Annotated in this window: 19 protein-coding genes and 1 pseudogene; 12 read left to right on the top strand and 8 right to left on the bottom strand. The window is 70.5% G+C overall.

All coding sequences use genetic code 11. From position 1 onward, the window contains the following. Window positions 1–223, bottom strand: a pseudogene (locus GUY59_RS39865) (hypothetical protein); the annotation flags it as partial. Between the two features lie 367 nt (window positions 224–590). Here GUY59_RS39865 and GUY59_RS39860 point away from each other — a divergent pair. The 5 genes from GUY59_RS39860 to GUY59_RS39840 all read left to right on the top strand — a co-directional run bounded on the left by GUY59_RS39860 (window position 591) and on the right by GUY59_RS39840 (window position 4487). Next, window positions 591–941 (top strand): YbaB/EbfC family nucleoid-associated protein, encoded by a 351-nt coding sequence (locus GUY59_RS39860; protein WP_171055572.1) that lies wholly within the window; start codon window positions 591–593, stop codon window positions 939–941. 2 nt (window positions 942–943) lie between these two features. Further along, window positions 944–1543: a recombination mediator RecR gene (gene recR / locus GUY59_RS39855; protein ID WP_132338813.1), complete on the top strand. Its 600-nt coding sequence runs from the start codon at window positions 944–946 to the stop codon at window positions 1541–1543. After that, the gene (locus GUY59_RS39850; protein ID WP_132338811.1) at window positions 1536–2066 is read left to right on the top strand and encodes a DUF5063 domain-containing protein; all 531 of its coding nucleotides are present in this window, start codon (window positions 1536–1538) and stop codon (window positions 2064–2066) included. Before recR ends, GUY59_RS39850 begins: the two co-directional genes overlap by 8 nt. 88 nt (window positions 2067–2154) lie before the next feature. Continuing rightward, complete coding sequence (locus GUY59_RS39845; protein WP_132338809.1) at window positions 2155–3429, top strand: aspartate kinase; 1275 nt, start codon at window positions 2155–2157, stop codon at window positions 3427–3429. Beyond that, on the top strand, window positions 3426–4487 hold the full coding sequence (locus GUY59_RS39840; protein WP_138206824.1) for an aspartate-semialdehyde dehydrogenase: 1062 nt from the start codon (window positions 3426–3428) through the stop codon (window positions 4485–4487). Before GUY59_RS39845 ends, GUY59_RS39840 begins: the two co-directional genes overlap by 4 nt. Before the next feature lie 55 nt (window positions 4488–4542). Here the strand turns inward: GUY59_RS39840 and GUY59_RS39835 are convergent, their stop codons facing one another. Beyond that, window positions 4543–5442: a hypothetical protein gene (locus GUY59_RS39835; protein WP_138206826.1), complete on the bottom strand. Its 900-nt coding sequence runs from the start codon at window positions 5440–5442 to the stop codon at window positions 4543–4545. A gap of 174 nt (window positions 5443–5616) precedes the next feature. Here GUY59_RS39835 and GUY59_RS39830 point away from each other — a divergent pair, with 174 nt between their 5' ends. From GUY59_RS39830 to GUY59_RS39815, 4 genes are all read left to right on the top strand, one after another. Further along, window positions 5617–6285 carry a TetR/AcrR family transcriptional regulator gene (locus GUY59_RS39830; RefSeq protein WP_132338803.1) on the top strand — a complete coding sequence of 223 codons (669 nt, stop codon included), beginning with the start codon at window positions 5617–5619 and terminating at the stop codon, window positions 6283–6285. Between the two features lie 74 nt (window positions 6286–6359). Then, window positions 6360–7319 (top strand): LLM class F420-dependent oxidoreductase, encoded by a 960-nt coding sequence (locus tag GUY59_RS39825; protein ID WP_138206828.1) that lies wholly within the window; start codon window positions 6360–6362, stop codon window positions 7317–7319. A gap of 9 nt (window positions 7320–7328) precedes the next feature. After that, the gene (locus GUY59_RS39820) at window positions 7329–8747 is read left to right on the top strand and encodes an amidase (protein WP_201761893.1); all 1419 of its coding nucleotides are present in this window, start codon (window positions 7329–7331) and stop codon (window positions 8745–8747) included. A 65-nt stretch (window positions 8748–8812) separates the two neighbouring features. After that, the gene (locus GUY59_RS39815; protein ID WP_236667954.1) at window positions 8813–9169 is read left to right on the top strand and encodes a YkvA family protein; all 357 of its coding nucleotides are present in this window, start codon (window positions 8813–8815) and stop codon (window positions 9167–9169) included. Here the strand turns inward: GUY59_RS39815 and GUY59_RS39810 are convergent. The 4 genes from GUY59_RS39810 to GUY59_RS39795 all read right to left on the bottom strand — a co-directional run bounded on the left by GUY59_RS39810 (window position 9166) and on the right by GUY59_RS39795 (window position 12544). Continuing rightward, window positions 9166–10362, bottom strand: coding sequence for an amidohydrolase family protein (locus GUY59_RS39810; RefSeq protein WP_138206830.1), 1197 nt, complete (start codon window positions 10360–10362; stop codon window positions 9166–9168). The genes GUY59_RS39815 and GUY59_RS39810 overlap by 4 nt on opposite strands. Window positions 10363–10453: 91 nt before the next feature. Beyond that, window positions 10454–11188 carry a tyrosine-protein phosphatase gene (locus GUY59_RS39805; RefSeq protein ID WP_252375175.1) on the bottom strand — a complete coding sequence of 245 codons (735 nt, stop codon included), beginning with the start codon at window positions 11186–11188 and terminating at the stop codon, window positions 10454–10456. Window positions 11189–11198: 10 nt separating this feature from the next. Continuing rightward, the gene (locus tag GUY59_RS39800) at window positions 11199–12017 is read right to left on the bottom strand and encodes an SURF1 family cytochrome oxidase biogenesis protein (protein WP_138206834.1); all 819 of its coding nucleotides are present in this window, start codon (window positions 12015–12017) and stop codon (window positions 11199–11201) included. 47 nt (window positions 12018–12064) lie between these two features. After that, complete coding sequence (locus GUY59_RS39795) at window positions 12065–12544, bottom strand: winged helix-turn-helix transcriptional regulator (RefSeq protein WP_138206836.1); 480 nt, start codon at window positions 12542–12544, stop codon at window positions 12065–12067. A gap of 59 nt (window positions 12545–12603) precedes the next feature. Between GUY59_RS39795 and GUY59_RS39790 the strand changes: the two genes are divergently transcribed. Together GUY59_RS39790 and GUY59_RS39785 are read left to right on the top strand one after the other, a co-directional pair. Next, entirely contained in the window at window positions 12604–13089 is a 486-nt protein-coding gene (locus GUY59_RS39790) for a GNAT family N-acetyltransferase (protein WP_138206838.1), read from the top strand. A 26-nt stretch (window positions 13090–13115) separates the two neighbouring features. Further along, window positions 13116–13712, top strand: coding sequence for a TetR/AcrR family transcriptional regulator (locus GUY59_RS39785; protein ID WP_138206840.1), 597 nt, complete (start codon window positions 13116–13118; stop codon window positions 13710–13712). A gap of 98 nt (window positions 13713–13810) precedes the next feature. Here the strand turns inward: GUY59_RS39785 and GUY59_RS39780 are convergent, their stop codons facing one another. After that, window positions 13811–14092 (bottom strand): hypothetical protein, encoded by a 282-nt coding sequence (locus GUY59_RS39780; RefSeq protein ID WP_138206842.1) that lies wholly within the window; start codon window positions 14090–14092, stop codon window positions 13811–13813. A 31-nt stretch (window positions 14093–14123) separates the two neighbouring features. Between GUY59_RS39780 and GUY59_RS39775 the strand changes: the two genes are divergently transcribed. Next, the gene (locus GUY59_RS39775; RefSeq protein WP_138206843.1) at window positions 14124–15521 is read left to right on the top strand and encodes a DUF7059 domain-containing protein; all 1398 of its coding nucleotides are present in this window, start codon (window positions 14124–14126) and stop codon (window positions 15519–15521) included. A 273-nt stretch (window positions 15522–15794) separates the two neighbouring features. On the opposite strand, the gene GUY59_RS39770 is transcribed toward GUY59_RS39775, so the two are convergent. Beyond that, the coding region (locus tag GUY59_RS39770) for an AfsR/SARP family transcriptional regulator (RefSeq protein WP_161714946.1) at window positions 15795–18595 on the bottom strand (2801 nt) is incomplete at its 5' end.

Raw genomic sequence — 18595 nt, 5'->3', positions numbered from 1 at the left:
GGAGAGGGCGCAGGGGGTGGGCCTGGCGGACCTCCTCGATGTGCGAGGCGTCTAAGACTGAGGGCGCGCTCGTCTTCTCCGGGTTGATGTCGGCTTCGAGGGAGCGACGCCACGACGCCATGATCAGACGGCGTGGGGAGTGCGGCCAGTCCTGGCCGGCCGCCACCGCTTCGTGCGCTCCGCGAAGCGAGCGGGAGTATTCGTCGAGATGGGCGTAACTCATCAGTCACTCCAAGTAGTCAGCTCGACTATCCGTCCTGAAAGCCTTTCACGCAAGCCATTCGTGATGATTGCGTACCGTGATCGAATGGACGCAACGTGTGCGCAACGTTCGGTCTCCTAGCGTTCCTGACCAACGCGCCGGTTCACTGGCGTGAGGCCGGGTCTCGGCGCTGGAGGGGGGCCTGAGACCCGGCCGGACACCTCCGAAACGCCCTCGAACGCCCGGTGGGGAACACGCCGGGCGAGGAGCGGATCATCCGGGCGGAGGCCCTGGGACGAAACATGGGGACGCCACCAGTACATGACGCCGCCCAAACACCGTAGGCTCGTGGCAGTCAAGAACGCGGAGCCACGAGGAGCGCACGACGGTGAACCCAGGGGATGTCAACCTGCAGCAGCTGCTGGAGCAGGCACAGCTCATGCAGCAGCAGCTTGTGAGCGCCCAGCAGGAGCTCAACGATGCGCAGATCGAGGGCTCAGCAGGCGGCGGCATGGTCACCGCCGTCGTCAACGGCTCGGGCGAGCTGCTCGAGCTCAAGATCGACCCGAGCGTGATCGACGCCGGCGACGCGCAGGACACCGCTGACACGATCGCCGACCTGGTGATCGCGGCCGTCCGCGACGCCGTGCGCGCGGCCGCCGACCTGCAGCAGGAGAAGCTCGGCCCGCTCGCCCAGGGGCTGGGCGGCGGCGGCCTCGGACAGTTGCCAGGATTCTAGGCATGTACGAAGGGGTCGTCCAGAATCTGATCGACGAGCTGGGGCTGCTGCCCGGCGTCGGTCCCAAGAGCGCGCAACGGATCGCGTTCCACCTGCTGGCGGCCGATCCAGCCGATGTCAAACGGCTGGCGCACGCGTTGCTGGAGGTCAAGGAGAAGGTGCGGTTCTGCCGCACGTGCGGCAACGTGGCCTCCGAGGAGGAGTGCCGCATCTGCCGTGACGCGCGCCGCGACACCCATGTGATCTGCGTGGTCGAGGAGTCGAAGGACGTCGTGGCGATCGAGAAGACGCGCGAGTTCCGCGGCACCTACCACGTGCTCGGCGGCGCGATCAGTCCGATCGACGGTGTCGGCCCCGACGACCTGCGCATTCGTGAGCTCATGACGCGGCTGGCCGACGGCCGCGTCACCGAGCTCATCCTCGCCACCGACCCCAATCTCGAGGGGGAGGCGACGGCGACCTACCTCGCCCGTCTGGTCAAGCCGATGGGTGTGAAAGTGACACGACTGGCCAGCGGTCTGCCTGTGGGCGGTGACCTCGAATATGCCGACGAGGTCACCTTGGGCCGCGCGTTCGAGGGACGGAGGCTGCTGGATGTCTGACGAGTGGAGCGCGCTGGCGGAAGAGATCTCCGGGCACGCACAAGACTACGTCGACGGGTTGACGAGGGTCGCGGGCGGCGAGGGCGGCGACGCCATATGGTCGCTGCTGCTGGTGGAGGTCGCCCAGGTGAGCCTGGCGGGCGCCAAACTCGGCGCCAACCGCGACGTGATCCTGGCCGGCAACTACGAGCCGCCGATGAGCGAGGACCCCGACATCGACGGCGTGCGCACGGCGCTGGCGGAGCGGCTGGAGGCGGTCGACGACTACGCCGAGGTGTTCGACCCGTACAAGGACACGGGGGTCACCCCCTACCGGCTGTCCGACGACCTGACGGCGGTCGCCGCCGACCTCATTCACGGGCTGCGCCACTATCACGCGGGCCGGCCGCACGAGGCACTTTGGTGGTGGCAATACTCTTATTTCAACACCTGGGGCAACCACGCGGGTGCCGCCATGCGGGCGCTGCAGGCGCTGGCCGCGCATTCGCGGCTCGACGTGGCCGAGGAGACCACCACGGTTTGAAGATCGTCCACATGGCGGCAGGGTCCCTCGGGCTCATGAGACGGCCCCAGTAGACTGGCAGCTCACAGTCCAGACCGGGAGACTTCTTGTGGCCCTCGTTGTGCAAAAGTACGGTGGTTCGTCCGTCGCCGACGCGTCCTGCATCAAGCGGGTCGCGCAACGGATCGTCGCGACGAAAAAAGCCGGCAACGACGTGGCCGTGATCGTCTCCGCGATGGGCGACACGACCGACGAGCTGCTCGATCTGGCCGAGCAGGTGTCGCCGCTGCCTCCGGGCCGCGAGCTCGACATGCTGCTGACCTCGGGCGAGCGCATCTCGATGGCCCTGCTGGCGATGGCGATCGCCAACCTCGGCCACGAGGCCCGCTCGTTCACCGGCTCGCAGGCGGGTCTGATCACCAATTCGGTGCACGGCAAGGCGCGCATCATCGACGTGACGCCGAGCCGCATCAGCGAGGCGATCGACCAGGGACACATCGCGATCGTGGCCGGCTTCCAGGGTGTCTCGCAGGACACGAAGGACATAACGACGCTGGGTCGCGGCGGCTCCGACACCACGGCGGTCGCGCTGGCGGCGGCGCTCGAGGCCGACGTGTGCGAGATCTACACCGACGTCGACGGCGTCTACACCGCCGACCCGCGCATCGTGCCCACGGCGCGGCAGATCCCCAGAATCTCCTACGACGAGATGATGGAGATGGCCGCCTGCGGGACGAAGATTCTGCACCTGCGCTGCGTCGAGTATGCTCGCCGCTTCAGCCTGCCGATCCACGTACGCAGCTCGTTCAGCACCAAGGAAGGCACGTGGGTCGTGTCCGACCCTTACACCGAAGGAACCGAGATGGAGCAGCCGATCATCTCCGGCGTCGCGCACGACCGGAGCGAGGCCAAGATCACTGTTGTCGGGGTGCCCGACAAGGTCGGCGAGGCTGCCTCGATCTTCAAAACACTGGCCGACGCCGAGATCAACATCGACATGATCGTGCAGAACGTCTCGGCCGCGGCCACCGGCCGCACCGACATCTCCTTCACGCTGCCCACGGCTGACAGCCAGGCCGCGCTGACGGCGCTGAAGAAGGTCCAGGAGCGGATCGGTTACGAGTCGCTGCTCTTCGACGACCAGATCGGAAAGGTGTCGCTGATCGGAGCGGGCATGCGTTCGCACCCCGGCGTCACGGCGACGTTCTTCGCGGCCCTCGCCGACGCGGGGGTCAACATCGAGATGATCTCCACGTCGGAGATCCGCATCTCTGTCGTGGTCGGAGAGGACGGTGTCGACGCGGCCGTGGGGGCCGCCCACCGTGCCTTCGATCTCGACGCCGACCAGGTCGAAGCCGTGGTGTATGGAGGAACCGGACGATGAGCAGCAGGCCCAATCTGGCCCTGATCGGCGCGACCGGCGCCGTGGGCACCGTGATGCGCGACATCGTGTCGACGCGTGAGGACATCTGGGGCGAGATCCGTCTCGTCGCCTCTGCCCGTTCGGCGGGCAAGGTCCTGCGCGTGCGCGGCGAGGACGTCGTGGTCCAGGCGCTCGCGCCCGAGGTCTTCGACGGCATCGACGTGGCCATCTTCGACGTGCCCGACGAGGTGTCGGCCGAGTGGGTGCCGATCGCGGCCGCCCGCGGTCCCGTCGTGATCGACAAGTCGGGCACGTTCCGCATGGAGCCCGACGTGCCGCTGGTGGTGCCCGAGGTCAACCCGCTCGACGCGCGCAACCGACCGCGCAACATCATCTCCACGCCCAACTGCACGACGTTGTCGATGATGGCGGCCATGGGCGCGCTGCACGCCGAGTTCACGCTCTCCGAGCTGGTCGTCGCCTCCTACCAGGCGGTGTCGGGCGCCGGCGTGGCCGGTTCCGCGCGGCTCTACGACGAGGCCGAGGCCCTGGCGGGCGACCGCAGCCTCGGTCAGGTGGCCGGTGACGTACGCGGGGTGCTGGCCGACAAGCTGCCCGGCGAGTCGCCGTTCCCGGCGCCGATCGCGTTCAACGTGGTTCCGTGGGCCGGCTCCTACAAGGAGGGCGGCTGGGCCTCCGAGGAGCTCAAGCTCCGCAACGAGTCCCGCAAGATCCTCGGCATCCCGGAGCTCAAGGTCTCCGCGACCTGCGTGCGCGTACCAGTGATCACGACTCACTCGCTGGCGGTGCACGCGCGGTTCGAGCGCGCGATCACGGTCGCCGACGCGCATCGGGTCCTGGAGGCGGCGCCGTCGGTGGTCCTCATGGACGACCCGGCCGGAGGGGTGTTCCCGACGCCGCTCGAGGTGGTGGGCAACGACCCGACCTACGTCGGCCGTGTCCGCCAGGCGGTCGACTTCCCCAACACGCTCGACCTGTTCGTGTGCGGTGACAACCTGCGCAAGGGGGCGGCGCTGAACGCGGCGGAGATCGCCGAGCTGGTCGCGTCCGAGAAGTGACCGGATGATGTGGTGTGACGCCGTGGGTGCCGCACGGCGTCCGCCGCAGGTCCTCTCACCGGAAGAGGATGTCCCAGTGGTCGCCTTCGTCGGCGTAGACGGTGCCTGATCCGTCTCGGTAGAGCCGGGCGCCGTCGCTGCGGACTCCGGCACGATCGGACGTTGTATGGATGTGCCGGTCGATACAGGAATTGTGTGAGATATCCAGCTTGTAGCCGTTGCCGTGGCTGTACTGGCCGGGCGCGTGGCCGGTCTCCGTACCGCCCGTCACCATGATCGGGCAGCCGCTCGCGCGCTTGAGCTTGATGATGCCGGCGATGGTCCCCGCCCGTACGGAGTCGAACGAGGTGCAGTGGCGCAGGTGCTTGCTCGCGCAGTTGCCCGTCGACTTCGTACGCAGGCCCGAGGTCTTCAGCCAGCCGGCGGCGGTGGCGTGGGTCAACTGCGCGGCCGCCCGCCGGGGCATCGCGCGTGCCAGGTTCACGCCGCCGCGCTTGTGAGCCTTGTGCCGCCGCATGTGGCGCTTCTTGGCCTTGGTGCGTTTTCGCGCTTTGGAGGCCTGTGGGCGGCCTTCCGCGGGCGACAGGTTCGCCCGCGGCTGGGCCGTCCACGACTCAACCCGCGTCGTGTCCGGCAGTTGCCTGCCTTCCATGAGCCACCGCAGGTCTTCCAGCGGCCAGTTCCGCAGGGCCGCCAAATCGTCACGGTCCATCATGAGGTTTTCGTGCGCCGAGGGTCCGGCGGGCAGCGGCCTGGTCTCGGAGGCGCCGGACTGCGTCTCCGCCATGGCCGCCCGCAGCGGTTGCGGGAGGGGATCCTCCCACCCGTCGGGCCCGGCCTCGTTGGGACCGCTTCCTGCCCGCTGCCCATCGGGGTGGGTGGCGGCGGAGGCGGTCGAGGCCAGCGCGATGATGGTGATCTCTATGCCGAGGAGCGCGACTACGATGAGGCGCACTGTTCCACGTATCCACATGTCGATGCCTTTTCGCGGAAATAGCCCTTCCGCCTGAAACGACAATCCCACCATTCACTGGAGATAACTCATGCCGCGGATGCAACTTTGCCGTGGATCGGCGATCACCGTGCGGCTCCATGACCTAACCAGGTCTCCCGACGTACAGTGACGAACGTGTCCGAAGCCCGAAACCGTGGATCGGAGAGCACCCGGGAGCTCATCGTCGAGACGGCGTTGCGACTGTTCAGGGAGCGCGGCTTCGACGCGACCACCATGCGCGCCATCGCCGCGGAGGCCGGGGTGTCCGTGGGGAACGCCTACTACTACTTCGAGAGCAAGGAGGCGTTGATCCAGGCGTACTACGATCGCGCCCAGGCCGAGCACGAGGAGGCATGCAGGGATTTCCTGGAGACCGAGGACACGTTCGCGGCCCGGCTGAGCGGGGTGCTGCGCGAGTGGGTACGCGTCTCCGAGCCCTACCACGAGTTCGCCGTGAAGTTCTTCAAGCACGCGGCCGAGCCGACCAACCCGCTGAGCCCGTTCAGTGAGCAGTCGTCCCCGGCGCGGGAGGCGTCCATCGCGATCTACCGCCAGGTCGTCGAGGGCTCGCGCGACCGCATGAACGCCGAGCTGCGGGAGGAACTGCCCGAGCTGCTGTGGTTGTTGTCCATGGGGATGGTGCTGTTCTGGGTGCACGACACCTCGCCGGGGTGCGCCCGTACGTACCGGCTGATCGAGGTCACGGTGCCGCTGGTGGACCGGCTGGTAGGCCTGTCGCACCTGCCGGGGCTCCGGGGCATCACGAAGGACTTCATCGCGGCGGTGCACGAACTCCGCGCCTAGTCCCCATACCGAGCGGTTGGTAGGGTTGGACGCGTCCAGCGTCCGACCGGACGCGGCAGTGCTGGAGGACGTGCATGACGCAGCAGTGGGGCATGACCATTCCCTTCTACGACCGTTCGCTCGCGAGGTCGCAGAAGCTGATCGCGGAGTTGCCCGAGCTCGGCTACACCGACGCGTGGTCGGCCGAGGTGAACGGCGTCGACGGGTTCACGCCGCTGGCCCTGGCCGCGCAGTGGGCGCCCGGCATCCGGCTGGGCAGCGCCATCGTGCCCGTCTCGACGCGCGGCCCCGGGCTGCTGGCCATGTCCGCGGCCACGCTGGCCGATCTGGCGCCCGAGCGGTTCGTGCTGGGCATCGGGGCGTCCTCGCCGGCCATCGTCGAGCGGTGGAACGCGGGCACCTTCGACAAGCCGTACGCGCGTACCCGGGACACGCTGCGTTTTCTCAAGAAGGCGCTGGCCGGTGAGAAGGTGTCGGAGGCGTACGAGACGTTCGAGATCAAGGGCTTCAGGCTCGAACGCGCTCCCAAGGCGCCGCCGAAGATCGTGCTGGCCGCGCTGCGGCCGGGCATGTTGCGGCTGGCCGCCGCCGAGGCCGACGGCGCCATCACCAACTGGCTCTCCCCGGAGGACGTACGCCGCGTACGCGCCGAGATCGGCCCCGGCACCGAGCTGATCGCCCGCCTGTTCGTCTGCGTCAGCGAGGACACCGCCCAGGTGCGCGAGATGGCCAGACGCATGCTGGCCGGCTACCTCACCGTCCCGGTGTACGCCGCCTTCCACGACTGGCTGGGCCGCGGCGAGACGTTGCGGCCGATGCACGAGGCCTGGGCGGCGGGCGACCGGCAGGCCGCGCTGAAGGCCATCCCCGACGAGGTGGTCGACGACCTCATCGTGCACGGCGACGCGGCCACGTGCCGCGCCAGGATCCACCAGTACGTCGACAACGGGCTCGACACCCCCGTCCTCGCCCCCATCCCCGGCGGCGAGGTCTCCATCGACCAGGCGGTGCGCGACCTGGCTCCCCGGGCTTGAGGAGGCGACGTGGACGACGTACTGAGGCTGGACGCGCTCGGTCAGGCGCGGGCGGTCAGGGACGGGCAGGTCTCGGCGCGTGAGCTGGCCGAGGCCGCGATCGCCCGCATCGAGGCCCGCGACGGCGAGCTGAACGCGGTCGTCTACCGCCGCTTCGAACGCGCGCTGGCCGAGATCGACGCCATTCCGGCGGACGCGCCCTTCCGAGGGGTGCCGATCCTGCTCAAGGACCTGGGCTGGCGGCAGGCGGGGGAGCCGTACAGCGCGGGCTCGTCGGTGCGCGACGGCGTGGTGGACGCCCCGGACGGGTACGGCGTCGTCAGGCTGCGCGATGCCGGGTTCGTCATGCTGGGGCGGACCAACACCCCGGAGTTCGGCTCCACGATCACCACGGAGCCGCTGGCGTTCGGGCCGACGCGCAACCCGTACGATCCGGCGTACTCCGCGGGCGGGTCGAGCGGCGGCTCGGCGGCGGCGGTGGCAGCCGGGATGGTGGCGCTGGCCACCGCCAGCGACGGGGGCGGCTCGATCCGCATCCCCGCGTCCGTGTGCGGCCTGGTGGGGCTCAAGCCGAGCCGCGGCCGGGTCAGCCTGGGCCCGGCGCTGGGCGAGGGGTGGAGCGGGTTCTCGTGCCCCGGGTTCGTCAGCAGGAGCGTACGAGACACGGCGGCGGCGCTCGACGTCGTCTCCGGCATGCGGCCCGGCGATCCGTACGACGCCCCGCCGCTGCCCGGCCCGCTGGCCGCGGAGGTGGGGGCGGATCCCGGGCGGCTGCGGATCGGGTTCCTCACCACGCATCCCAGGGGTGACGTACCGGAGGCGCCTGAGGTCGCCGAGGCCGTCACCAGGGCCGCGGCGCTGCTGGAGTCGCTGGGCCACGACGTCTCCCCAGGAGGCCCCGAGGCGCTCGCGGACCCTGACTTCCCGCACCACTTCGGCAACATCGTGGCCAACAACCTGGCGGCGCAGGTCGCGAGCCTGGGCACGGCCCGCGGCAAGCCCGTGGACGTGGAGGAGCTGGAGCCGCGTAACGCCGTCATGGTGGGCACGGCCCGGAACCACAGCGCGGCCGACCACATCCTGGCCGCGCAGTGGATCGACGGCTTCCGCCGGCGCATGGCCGCCTGGTGGAGCGCCGGCCACGACCTGCTGCTGATGCCGTCGCTGGGGGTCGCGCCGTTCCCGCTGGGCTGGATCCCGGCCGACGACCTCAGCCTGAGCTTCGGCAGGACCGCGCACGCCGTGGCCTACACCTCGCCGGTCAACGCGACCGGGCAGCCCGCCGTCTCGCTGCCCCTGCACAGGACCGCGGCGGGGCTGCCTGTGGGCGTACAGCTGGTGGCGGCGGCCGGCCGGGAGGATCTGCTGGTCAGGGTGGCCTCGCAGGTCGAGCGGGCCTGCCCGTTCGAGCATGCGGCGCTGGCCTGATCGTCAGGAACTCGTGGCCCCGGCGACGCGTTATGTCGTGAAGAGCCGGGGGTAGGGGGATTCTCATGATGGCAAAGGCAGGACGCGCGGCGGCGGCGTGGCGGACCTACCGCGAGGTGACCAAACCAGGGTCGCCCGCGTTGATGACCAGGGTCCGGGCGATCCCGCGGATGATCGGCGCGGTCATGCGCGGCCAGTACGACGGCATGGGCAAGGGCAAGCTGGGTCTGCTCGCGCTTGGCGTGGTCTACATCGTGTCGCCGGTCGACGTGCTTCCCGACTTTCTCATGCTGATCGGCGTCGCCGACGACTTCGGCGTGTTCCTGTGGCTGGCCGCCTCGCTGCTCGGCGAGAGCGGGCGTTACGTCCAGCACGAGCGCAGCGTCATACAGGCCCGCGTCGAGGGCCTCGAACAGGCCTAGATCTCCTCCATGCGCAGCCAGGCGCGCGACGGCAGCGGGTGACCGAAGAGGCGGGCCGCGTTGCCGTACGCGACCCGTGCGATGTCGGCGGGCGGCAGCGCGCCCAGGTTGTGCGCCACCGACGTCTGGGTGTCGGGCCAGGTCGAGTCGGAGTGGGGATAGCCGCTCTCCTGCAGCACGTGGTCGAGGCCCACGGCGAGCCGCACCCCGGACAGCGCGTGGTCGTCGCGCGTGCCGAAGAAGAAGTTGCGGCGCAGCACCTCGCTCGGCTTGAGCCCGCCCTCCCATGACGCCTCGCCGGCGACCGGATGGTCGAGGGCGTAGTCGGCGCGCTCGGCCAGCATCGGCAGCCAGCCGACGCCGCCCTCCACGATGAGGATGCGCAGCGCGGGGAACCGCAGCGGCAGCCCCGACCAGAGCCAGTCGGCGCAGGCGAACATGGCGCTCGTCGGCATCAGCGTGGTGATCGCTTCGAGCGGCGTGTCGGGGGAGGGCACCGGCGACCAGGACGCGTCGCCCGTGTGCAGGGCGACGACGGTGCCGGTTTCCTCGCAGGCGGCGAAGAACGGATCCCAGTGGCCGGAGTGGATCGACGGCAGCCGCAGCCTGGTCGGGAACTCGGGGAACACCACGGCCTTGAAGCCCTTGGCGGCGTTGGCGCGGATCTCCTTGGCGGCGACGTCGGGATCGGGCAGCCACGGGAGCTGCAGGCCGATGACCCGCTCCGGGTAGGTGCCGGCCCAGACGTCGATGTGCCACTCGTTCCACGCCTTGACCAGGGCCAGGCCGAGCTCCTGGTCGCGGGTCCTGGCGAACGGCATGCCCGACTGGCCGGCCAGCATGCCGGGGAAACAGAGCGCGGCCCAGATGCCCGCGACGTCCATGTCGTTGATGCGGGCCTCGATGTCGTGGCAACCCGGGCGCATGTTCTCGAACCGGACGGGGTCGAGGGTCCACTGTTCGCGTGGCAGCCCCGCGCCGACGTCGATGCCGGCGCACGGATAGGTGGCCCCGCCGTAGCGCCAGACCTGGTGACCCGCCTCCGTCTCCACGACCTTGGGCGCGACCTCGGCGTATTTCTCCGGCAACCGGCCATCGAACAAGTCGGGAGGCTCGATCAGGTGATCGTCGGCGGAGATGATCACGTAGTCGCGCCGCCTCGGGTCTGGGTCGGGGAGCAGCGGCGTAGTCACGCACGTAACCGTACGACGAGGGGATAACGTCGAACAAGCTGCGACGTATCCGTTGGGTCTCCGAGATCACCACATCGCGAGCCGACTGGAGTCAAGGCGCCTCGGTCAAGAAGTGATCGCGCAGCTCATCGACGGTGTCCTGGGCGATCCCGAGCACTTGGCCGGTGTACGCCTCGACCGAGCCGTGCCGGTGGGTGAGATCGGTCAGGAAGAGCCGCATGGCCTCCGCCGGGGCCATTCCGAACCCCGGCCACGTGGAGGCACCCGGATTTCTCCTGCTCCAGTCGGCGCGGAACCGGTCGGTCGCCAGCCCTGTGAGTGCGTAGTCGGCCACGATGTCGTCCTCGCTGACCCCCGCCAGCGACAGGACCAGGGCGGCGAGCACGCCGGTACGGTCCTTGCCGGCGGCGCAGTGGATGACGACCGGGGCGTTGTCGGCTCGCGCGATGGTCTCCAGCGCGATCCTGAGGTTCGCCACGCCGTCGTCGGTCACCTCCAGGTAGCGGTCGGCGAGATAACGCTCGATGCCGATCTCCTCGTCGTAGGTGGTGGCGGTGTTCCAGCGGCGGCCCTCGATGGGCAGGTTCTGGTAGAGCAGGCCGTCGGTCTCGGGCACGCGGCCGTTCTTCTCGACCTCGAACGCGTGCCGCAGGTCGATGACGCTGCGTACGCCCAGGTCGCGGAAGGTCGTGAGGTCGTCACCGGCCAGCCAGCCGAGGGAGTCGGCTCGGTAGAGCCGCCGCCACCGGACGACGCGCCCATCTTTCGTGAAATATCCGCCTACGTCGCGGAAATTGCAGAGATTGGTGAATGTGATGTGGCGCACCCTCACCACCCTAGCGGGGAGAAGTCCGAGCCCCCTCAGCGTCGGCTCTCCCAGCCTCCGCCCCGTCAGCGCCTTCCGCTGCGGCCATGCGCTCGGCCACCTCGCGGCGGATCAGCAGGATCCATCCGCCGAGGGCGATCCCGATGAACAGCCACCACTGGACCCCGTAGGCCAGGTTGAGGCCGCCACCGGCGCCTACGTCGGGTTCCGGCACCGGCGCGGGCGCCGCGGACGGCTGTGGCTGCTGCTCGGTCAGCTCCACGTAGCCGCCCACCAGTGTGTACGGCAGCCCTTTCCCGATGGTGTCCGTGTTGATCAGCAGCACCTGACCGGGCGGCAGCCCTGAGCGCTCCCTGATGCCGCTGGACTCCTCGCTCTCGCTCGGGCGCAGCCGGCCCGTGACGGTGACCTGCCCCGTGGGAGGCGGCGGCACCTCGGGCGGGGTGTCGGCGGCGGCGCCCGCCTTGACCCAGCCCCTGTTGACGATCACCGCCGTGCCGCGGCCGGTGACGAGCGGGGTCAGGACGTAGTAGCCGGCCCTGCCCTCCTGCGGACGGCGGCGTACGACCAGGGCGTGGGACGGGTCGTACGTGCCCGCCACCGTCACCTTCCTGAACCGGTCGTCCTCACGGACCGGCCGCCCGGGGGTCGCCAGCCGTTCCAGCGGCACCGGCGGGGCCTCGATGTTGGCGGTGACCCGCTCGCTGTTGGCGGACCGTTCTTCGAACCGCCCGAACTGCCACCGCCCGAGGAACACGAAGGCGGGGATGACCAGCAGCACCACCACGTGGAGCGCGAGCCATCGAGGCGTCAGAAGGAACCGGTACACGCTCTCAAGACTAGGCGCAAAGGGGGCCGCCACCTGCGTCGGGCCGCTCACGCGCTCCTGAGCTCGGCTCCTTCGCCGGGGACGGGCGTGACCTCGCGCGGGCCGCTCACGTCGTGGCCGTCGGTGCAGCGGAAGTGCTGCGCGACAGGGGCGCCGCAGCCGCGGTGGGTGAGCCGGACGGGCGGCCCGTCGTCGTCGGACAGGTATTTGTCGCCCCAGTGCATGAGCGCGACCATCAGCGGATAGAGGTCACGGCCCTTGTCGGTGAGCCGGTATTCGTCGCGCTGACGCTGCCCCGGCTCGCGGTAGGGCTCCTTGCGCAGCAGGCCCTCGTCGACCAGCCGGGCCAGGCGGGCGCTGAGCACCTGGCGAGGGGCTCCGGTGATCGCCTGCATGTCGGCGAAGCGCCGCACGCCGCTGAACGCCTCGCGCAGCACGAGGAAGGTCCACTTCTCCCCGACGATGTCGAGGGTGCGCTCGATCGAGCATTTGTCCGCTCGGAAATCCATGCGAGACGGCACGTTCATCTCGCCATTATATCTGAGTTCCATTGACAGACTCAGGCGTGACAGGGCAGGCTGAGTTCGTGAATGGAACTCAGATCCGTCCGGCCTGTCCTGATGACGAGGAGGGGATCAGACGTTTCCTGGCGGGTCTGTCGCTGCACACGCAGACGTTGCGCTTCTTCACCGGCGTCGCCAACCCCGCCGCCGGTCTTGTGCGCACGCTGCTGGCCGTGGACGAGCGCCGCGACGCGCTCGTCGCCACCGCCGGGGGCGACGAGATCGTCGGCCACGCCATGAGCTATCAGGGCGGGTGCAGCGACGTGGAGATCGCCGTGGTGGTGGCCGACCAGTGGCAGGGGTTCGGCCTCGGGCCGCGCCTGGTCGACACGCTGCTCATGCGGGCCGTCGTACGGGGGGCGAGGACCGTGGGGATGGACGTCCTCGGCGAGAACCGGCGGGTGCTGCGACTCATCCGCAGGTTCTGGCCGGACGCCGAGATGACGGTCGCCTCCGGTGCCGTGGCGGTGACCGCTATGATCGATCGGCACGGGCTATTTGCGGAATAACGTTCTGGTGGCACACCATTGACAGCGTGAAGAGTGTCAAGAACGGACGCGACGGCCGGACCCGCATCATCGAGGGTGCCCTCCGGCGGTTCAGCCAGGACGGCGTCTCCGCCACCACCCTGGCCAGCCTCCGCGAGGAAAGCGGCGTGAGCGTCGGCAGCTTCTACCACCACTTCGCCAGCAAGGAGCATGTCTTCGGCGTGCTGTACGCCGAGATCCTCACGGCCTACCAGAGCGCCTTCCTCGCCGAACTGGTCAGCCACGAGGAGGCCCGCGACGGCATCGAGGCCGTGGTGGCCTTCCACATGCGCTGGGCGGGCGAGCACCCCGAGCGGGCCAGGCTGCTGGTCAGTGAGCGCCCGCCGCGCAAGCACGAGCCGGGCGGTGCCGAGGTGGCCGAGGAACGCCGCGCGTTCTTCCGCAAGGTGTCCGACTGGTGGCGGCCGCACATGAAGAACGGCCTGCTCCAGCCCGTGCACCCGACCATGTGCTACGTGCTGTGGCTGGGGCCCTCACAGGAGATGTGCCGCCTGTGGTTCGCGGGCGCCCACACGCCTACCGACGAGGAGATCAGGGGCCTGGGCGAGGCGGCCTGGCAGAGCCTGCGCCAGCGACCCGACTGACGGCACGCGCAGCGACCACCCCGCCGGCGGACGATGCCATCACGCCGGGCGCCGGATCCGCACGCTCGCGGGCGTTCGTGTGCTCGCGGGCGTCGGTGTCACGCCGGTTGACGGGTCGGTGATGCCACCCGCCAGCTGTGCCGGTCGAGGGTGATGTCGAGCCGCAGGTCGCCGCGCTGCCTGCGCAGGCCCGGCATGCGTACGCGCACCAGCACGTCGAACCTCCCCCGGCGCGGACAGCCGAACCCGAGCTCGCCCGGCAGCACCCGCAGGTCGTCGCGGTGCCGCAGCGCGGGCATTCCACGAGACCAGGTCCATGCACGGTGGCAGTCGGCCCAGGCCCTGAAGTACTCGTCGGGGACGAACCAGTATCGGATCATGCGTGGGATTCCGCGATGAAAGGATGGACTTGTGGAACGACTGCGCGATCATCTCCTGGAGACCGGTTACACGATCGACGGCGTACGCGAGCGCCTCGGCGCGACGGCCGCCTCCGCGCTGTCCAGGGAGGAACTGGTCCCGGCGCTGCGCGCCACCGCCGACGGCGACCCGCTGGCGGCGCTGATCAGGTTGTGGTGGCTGGGCGTTCCCGTGCCGGCGAAGGGGCTCGCGCCGGAGGTCATGCACTCCGGGCTGGTCGAGGCGGACGGCGACCAGGTCCGCGCGACCGTGCACCTGCAACCGTGGGAGACCGGCGGCTACCTCGTCTCCGACCGTAAGGTCAGGCCGGGCGACCCCGCGCTGCGGCCCGACCACGTCGTGGGTGCCGGCGGCGCCTCGGCCAACCTGGCCCAGCTCGTCACCCGCCGCCCGGTCGGGCGCGCGCTCGACCTCGGCACGGGGTGCGGTGTGCAGGTGCTGCACCTGGACGGGCGGGCCGGGCACATCGTGGCGACCGATTTCAACCCGCGGGCGCTGGAGCTGGCCAGGCTGAGCTGGGAGCTGTCCGGGGTCTCCGGGGTGGACGCGCGCACCGGGTCGATGTTCGAGCCGGTCGGGGACGAGTTGTTCGACCTGGTCGTGAGCAACCCGCCGTTCGTGATCGCCCCACGGGGGAGGCTGACCTACCGCGAGACGGGCGCCGGCGGCGACGACTTCTGCCGCGACCTCGTTCGCGGGACGCCCCGCCACCTCAGACCCGGCGGCCAGGCCCACTTCCTGGCCAGCTGGCTGCACGTCGAGGGCGAGGACTGGCGCGACCGCGTCGGCGGCTGGCTGCGCGAGACCGGCTGCGACGCCTGGGTGGCGCAGCGCGACGTGCAGGACCCCGCCGAGTACGTCGAGCTCTGGCTCAGGGACGCCGCCGAGCAGGGCACCAGGAGCTACGCGGAGCACTACGACCGCTGGTTGTCCTGGTTCGAGGAGCACAAGGTCGAGGCCATCGGGTTCGGCTGGATCTCGATGCGCAACTCGGGCACGCTCGACCCGGTCGTACGTGTCGAGCACCTCACCCACCAGGTCAGCCTGCCGGTCGGCGACTACGTCGACTCGGTGCTCGACACCGTCGCGGCCGCCCACCGGGCCGGCGACCTCGACACCGCGCGGTTGCGTACCGTGGAGGGCCTGCTCGACGAGCGGATCGGCCTGCCCGGCGCGGAAGACCCGATCCGCATCGTGCTGCGGCAGACGCAGGGCCTGCGCCGCACCAGGGAGGTCGGCACGGTGGAGGCCGCGCTGGCCGGCGTGTGCGACGGCCAGCTGGCGCTGGGACCGCTGCTCAACGTGATCGCCGAGCTGGTCGGCGACGGCGAGATTCCCAACGCCGACGCGGTCAGGCCCCTCATCGCCGAGGGATACTTCCTTCTTTGATCCGGCATTGATCGGACGTTGACACCTCGGGTGGAGGCTCAAGGCCAGGACACGGCCCTGGGGGGTTCGAGGGCCGTGTCAGGTCCGGCCGGTCGTCTGTGTGAGGCGGCTGCCGCTCGCGGAGCATCCCGATGACCGGGCCCCCTAGCGACGCGTGGCGGCGAAGGATGACCGGCCGGGCCGAACCTCAGTCGATCACGGGCACCTCGTGACTCCCTAAGGACAGCCTTGATCAACCATGTGTGGATGACACGTCTGGACGACGAGCTGTACTCAGGACTCGACGACGGGCTCGCCGTCGGTCCCACTGACGGAACCGGTGACGGGCTCGCGGACGGCGTCGTCGGTGGGGACGCCGTCGAGCAGGGCCTTGAGATCGCCGGCCTCGGGAGCGCCGAGCCGGGAGAAGATCTCGAAAGCCTGCCGTAGGCAGTCGAGACTCCTCCTCGCGGCGCCCGGCTCGTGACCGAGGCCGCGCAGCGCCTTGCCGAGCACGGTGAGCGAGAGCGCCTCGCCGTAGGGGTGGCCGATGTCGCGGGCGACCATGAGGGCCTGCTCGGCGTGGCGTACGGCGTCGGGGTAGCGCTCGGCGGCGATGAAGGTCTCGGCCAGCCTGGAGCACACGCGCTGCTCCCAGACCCGTTGCCTGCTGGCCCGGAAGAAGGCCAGGCACTCGGCGTGGTGGTGCACGGCCTCGGTGAGCCGGCCGACCCGGGAAAGCACGATGCCGAGGTGGTAGCGGGCGCGCGCGGTGCCGGCGCCGCTGCCGATCTCGGTGAAGATGGCCAGGCCCTTCTCCGCGGCGGCGATCGCGTCGTCGGAGCGGCCGAGGCCCAGGTGGTCGCGGGCGGAGTAGCTGAGCACCAGGGCCTCGCCCGCGGGCACGCCGTTCTCGCGGTAGAAGCGCATCGCGGAGTCGAACAGCGACAGCGCCTCGGTGTGGCGGCGCTGCCTGCCGACCACGACGGCCAGCGCGTTGAGCACCTCGCCGGTGACGACCTTCTCGCCGCGTTCGCGCGACAGCTCGTCCACGCGCCGGAAGTGCTCCTCGGCGTCCTTCAGCCGGTTGCCCGCGAACAACACCCGGCCGAGGACGTAACGGGCGCGCAGTTCGCCCGCGGTGTCGCCGATGGCCAGCGCGGCGGCCAGCACCGCCCGGGTGCTCTGGTCGAAGTCGCGCGTGTGCGTGCCGGACTCCAGCAGCGGCTCCATCGCCACCAGCAGATCGGCCGCGGGCAGGAGGTGCTCGGCGGTGCGCGCGGACGTCGCCGCCTGGTTGATGGCGGCGAACAACGAGTCGCCTTCGCCGATCAGCCAGGCCACGGCCTCGTCCACGCTGGTGAACGTACGTCCGCTGCCCACCACGACCAGGTTGGCCGAGATCATGCTGCCTTCGTACGCCAGTTCGTGCGCCGACTGGGCGGAGGCCAGGTAGAAGCCGAGCAGCCGGCGCAGCGCCATCGTCCTGGCCTGGGGCCGCTCGCCCTTGTCCAGCTCCCGCCTGGCGAACAGCTTGAGCAGGTCGTGGAAGCGGTAGCGGCCCGGCGCCGGCGCCTCCAGCAGGCTGGCGTCCACGAGCGACTCCAGCACCTCCTCGGCCTCGAACGCGCGCATCGACAGCACGGCCGCGGCGGCACCCGAGGAGATGTCGGGGCCGTTGGGCAGCGCGAGCAGCCGGAACGCGCGGGCCTGCGCGGTGTCGAGCTGTCCGTAGCCGAGCGCGAACGTGGCCTCGACAGCCAGGTTGCCCACCCGCAGCTCGTCGAGGCGGCGCTGCTCGTCGGCCAGCCTTGGCACCAGCGAGGCGACCGTCCACGACGGGCGCGCGGCGAGCCTGGCGGCCACGATCCGCACCGCCAGCGGCAGGAACCCGCAGGCGGCCACCACGTCCATGGCCGCTGCGTGCTCGGGTGACACGCGCTCGGCTCCGGCGACGGCGGCGAACAACGACAGGGCCTCGTCCGGCTCCATGACGTCGAGGTCGATCAGCCGCGCCGACGGCAGGTCGGCGAGCTTGCCGCGGCTGGTGACGATGGCCGCGCAGCCGGCGGAACCGGGCAGCAGCGGGCTGACCTGCTCGGCGTCGCGGGCGTTGTCGAGCAGGACGAGGATGCGGCGTTCTGCCAGGATCGACCGGTAGAGCGCGGAGCGTTCCGCGAGGCCCTCGGGGATGACGTCCGGCGGGATGCCGAGCGCGCGCAGGAACCCTCCGAGCGCCGACTCGGGCGCGGTGGCCTCGCCGGAGTAGCCGCGCAGGTCGGCGTAGAGCTGGCCGTCGGGGAAGACCTCGTCGACCTGGTGGGCGACGTGCACGGCCAGCGCGGTCTTGCCGACGCCGCCGATGCCGGAGATCGCGACCACCGGCACACCATCGGACGACGACTGCGCGGGCGAGCGGGCCGACACCATCGTGCGCAGGCGCAGCACGACCTCCTTGCGGCCGGTGAAGTCGCTGACGGCGGCGGGCAACTGCGCGGGGCGGGGCAGGTCGAGCGCCTGCGGCTCGTCTTCCTCGTGCGCCTCGGCGGCGGACGTCTCGTCGTCGGCGACGGGTGCGGCGGCCAGCGTGGGGTCGGCGGCCAGGATGCGCTGGTGCAGCGCGGTCAGCTCGGGGCCGGGCTCGATGCCCAGCTCGTCGACGAGCGCCTCGCGGGTCTCGGTGAACACGTTGAGCGCGTCGCCCTGCCGGCCGCAGCGGTAGTAGGCGAGCATGAGCTGGGCGCGCAGCCGCTCGCGCAGCGGGTGGTCGGCGGTCAGCGCGATCAGCTCGGAGACGACTTTCGCGTGGTTGCCCAGCTCCAGGTCGACGTCCATGAGCGTCTCGACCACGCTGATGCGGCGCTCGATCAGCCGGTCGCGCTGGTGCTCGGCGTACGGCCCGACGGCGCCGGCCAGCGGCTCGCCCTCGAACAACTCCAGCGCCGCCCGCAGCGCCCTCGCGGTCTCGGACAGCCGGCCGGCCCTGCGCGCGGACTCGGCCTCGCGGATGCCGCGTTCAAAGCGGGTCAGGTCGAGCGCGTCGCCGGGCAGGCGCAGCGCGTAGCCCCTGCCGATCGAGGTCAGCAGCTCGGGGC

This window comes from Nonomuraea sp. K271 (assembly GCF_009908215.1).
Lineage (GTDB): Bacteria > Actinomycetota > Actinomycetes > Streptosporangiales > Streptosporangiaceae > Nonomuraea > Nonomuraea longispora.
The sequence above is the reverse complement of the archived record's forward strand: the minus strand, read 5'-3'. Positions and strand labels throughout refer to the sequence as shown.

Bases quoted from the DNA above. Each gene is read 5' to 3' on its own strand.
- recR (WP_132338813.1), top strand. From the start codon at position 944: ATGTACGAAGGGGTCGTCCAGAATCTGATCGACGAGCTGGGGCTGCTG.
- GUY59_RS39850 (WP_132338811.1), top strand. From the start codon at position 1,536: ATGTCTGACGAGTGGAGCGCGCTGGCGGAAGAGATCTCCGGGCACGCA.
- GUY59_RS39840 (WP_138206824.1), top strand. From the start codon at position 3,426: ATGAGCAGCAGGCCCAATCTGGCCCTGATCGGCGCGACCGGCGCCGTG.
- GUY59_RS39825 (WP_138206828.1), top strand. From the start codon at position 6,360: ATGACGCAGCAGTGGGGCATGACCATTCCCTTCTACGACCGTTCGCTC.
- GUY59_RS39815 (WP_236667954.1), top strand. From the start codon at position 8,813: ATGATGGCAAAGGCAGGACGCGCGGCGGCGGCGTGGCGGACCTACCGC.
- GUY59_RS39795 (WP_138206836.1), bottom strand. From the start codon at position 12,544: ATGAACGTGCCGTCTCGCATGGATTTCCGAGCGGACAAATGCTCGATC.
- GUY59_RS39780 (WP_138206842.1), bottom strand. From the start codon at position 14,092: ATGATCCGATACTGGTTCGTCCCCGACGAGTACTTCAGGGCCTGGGCC.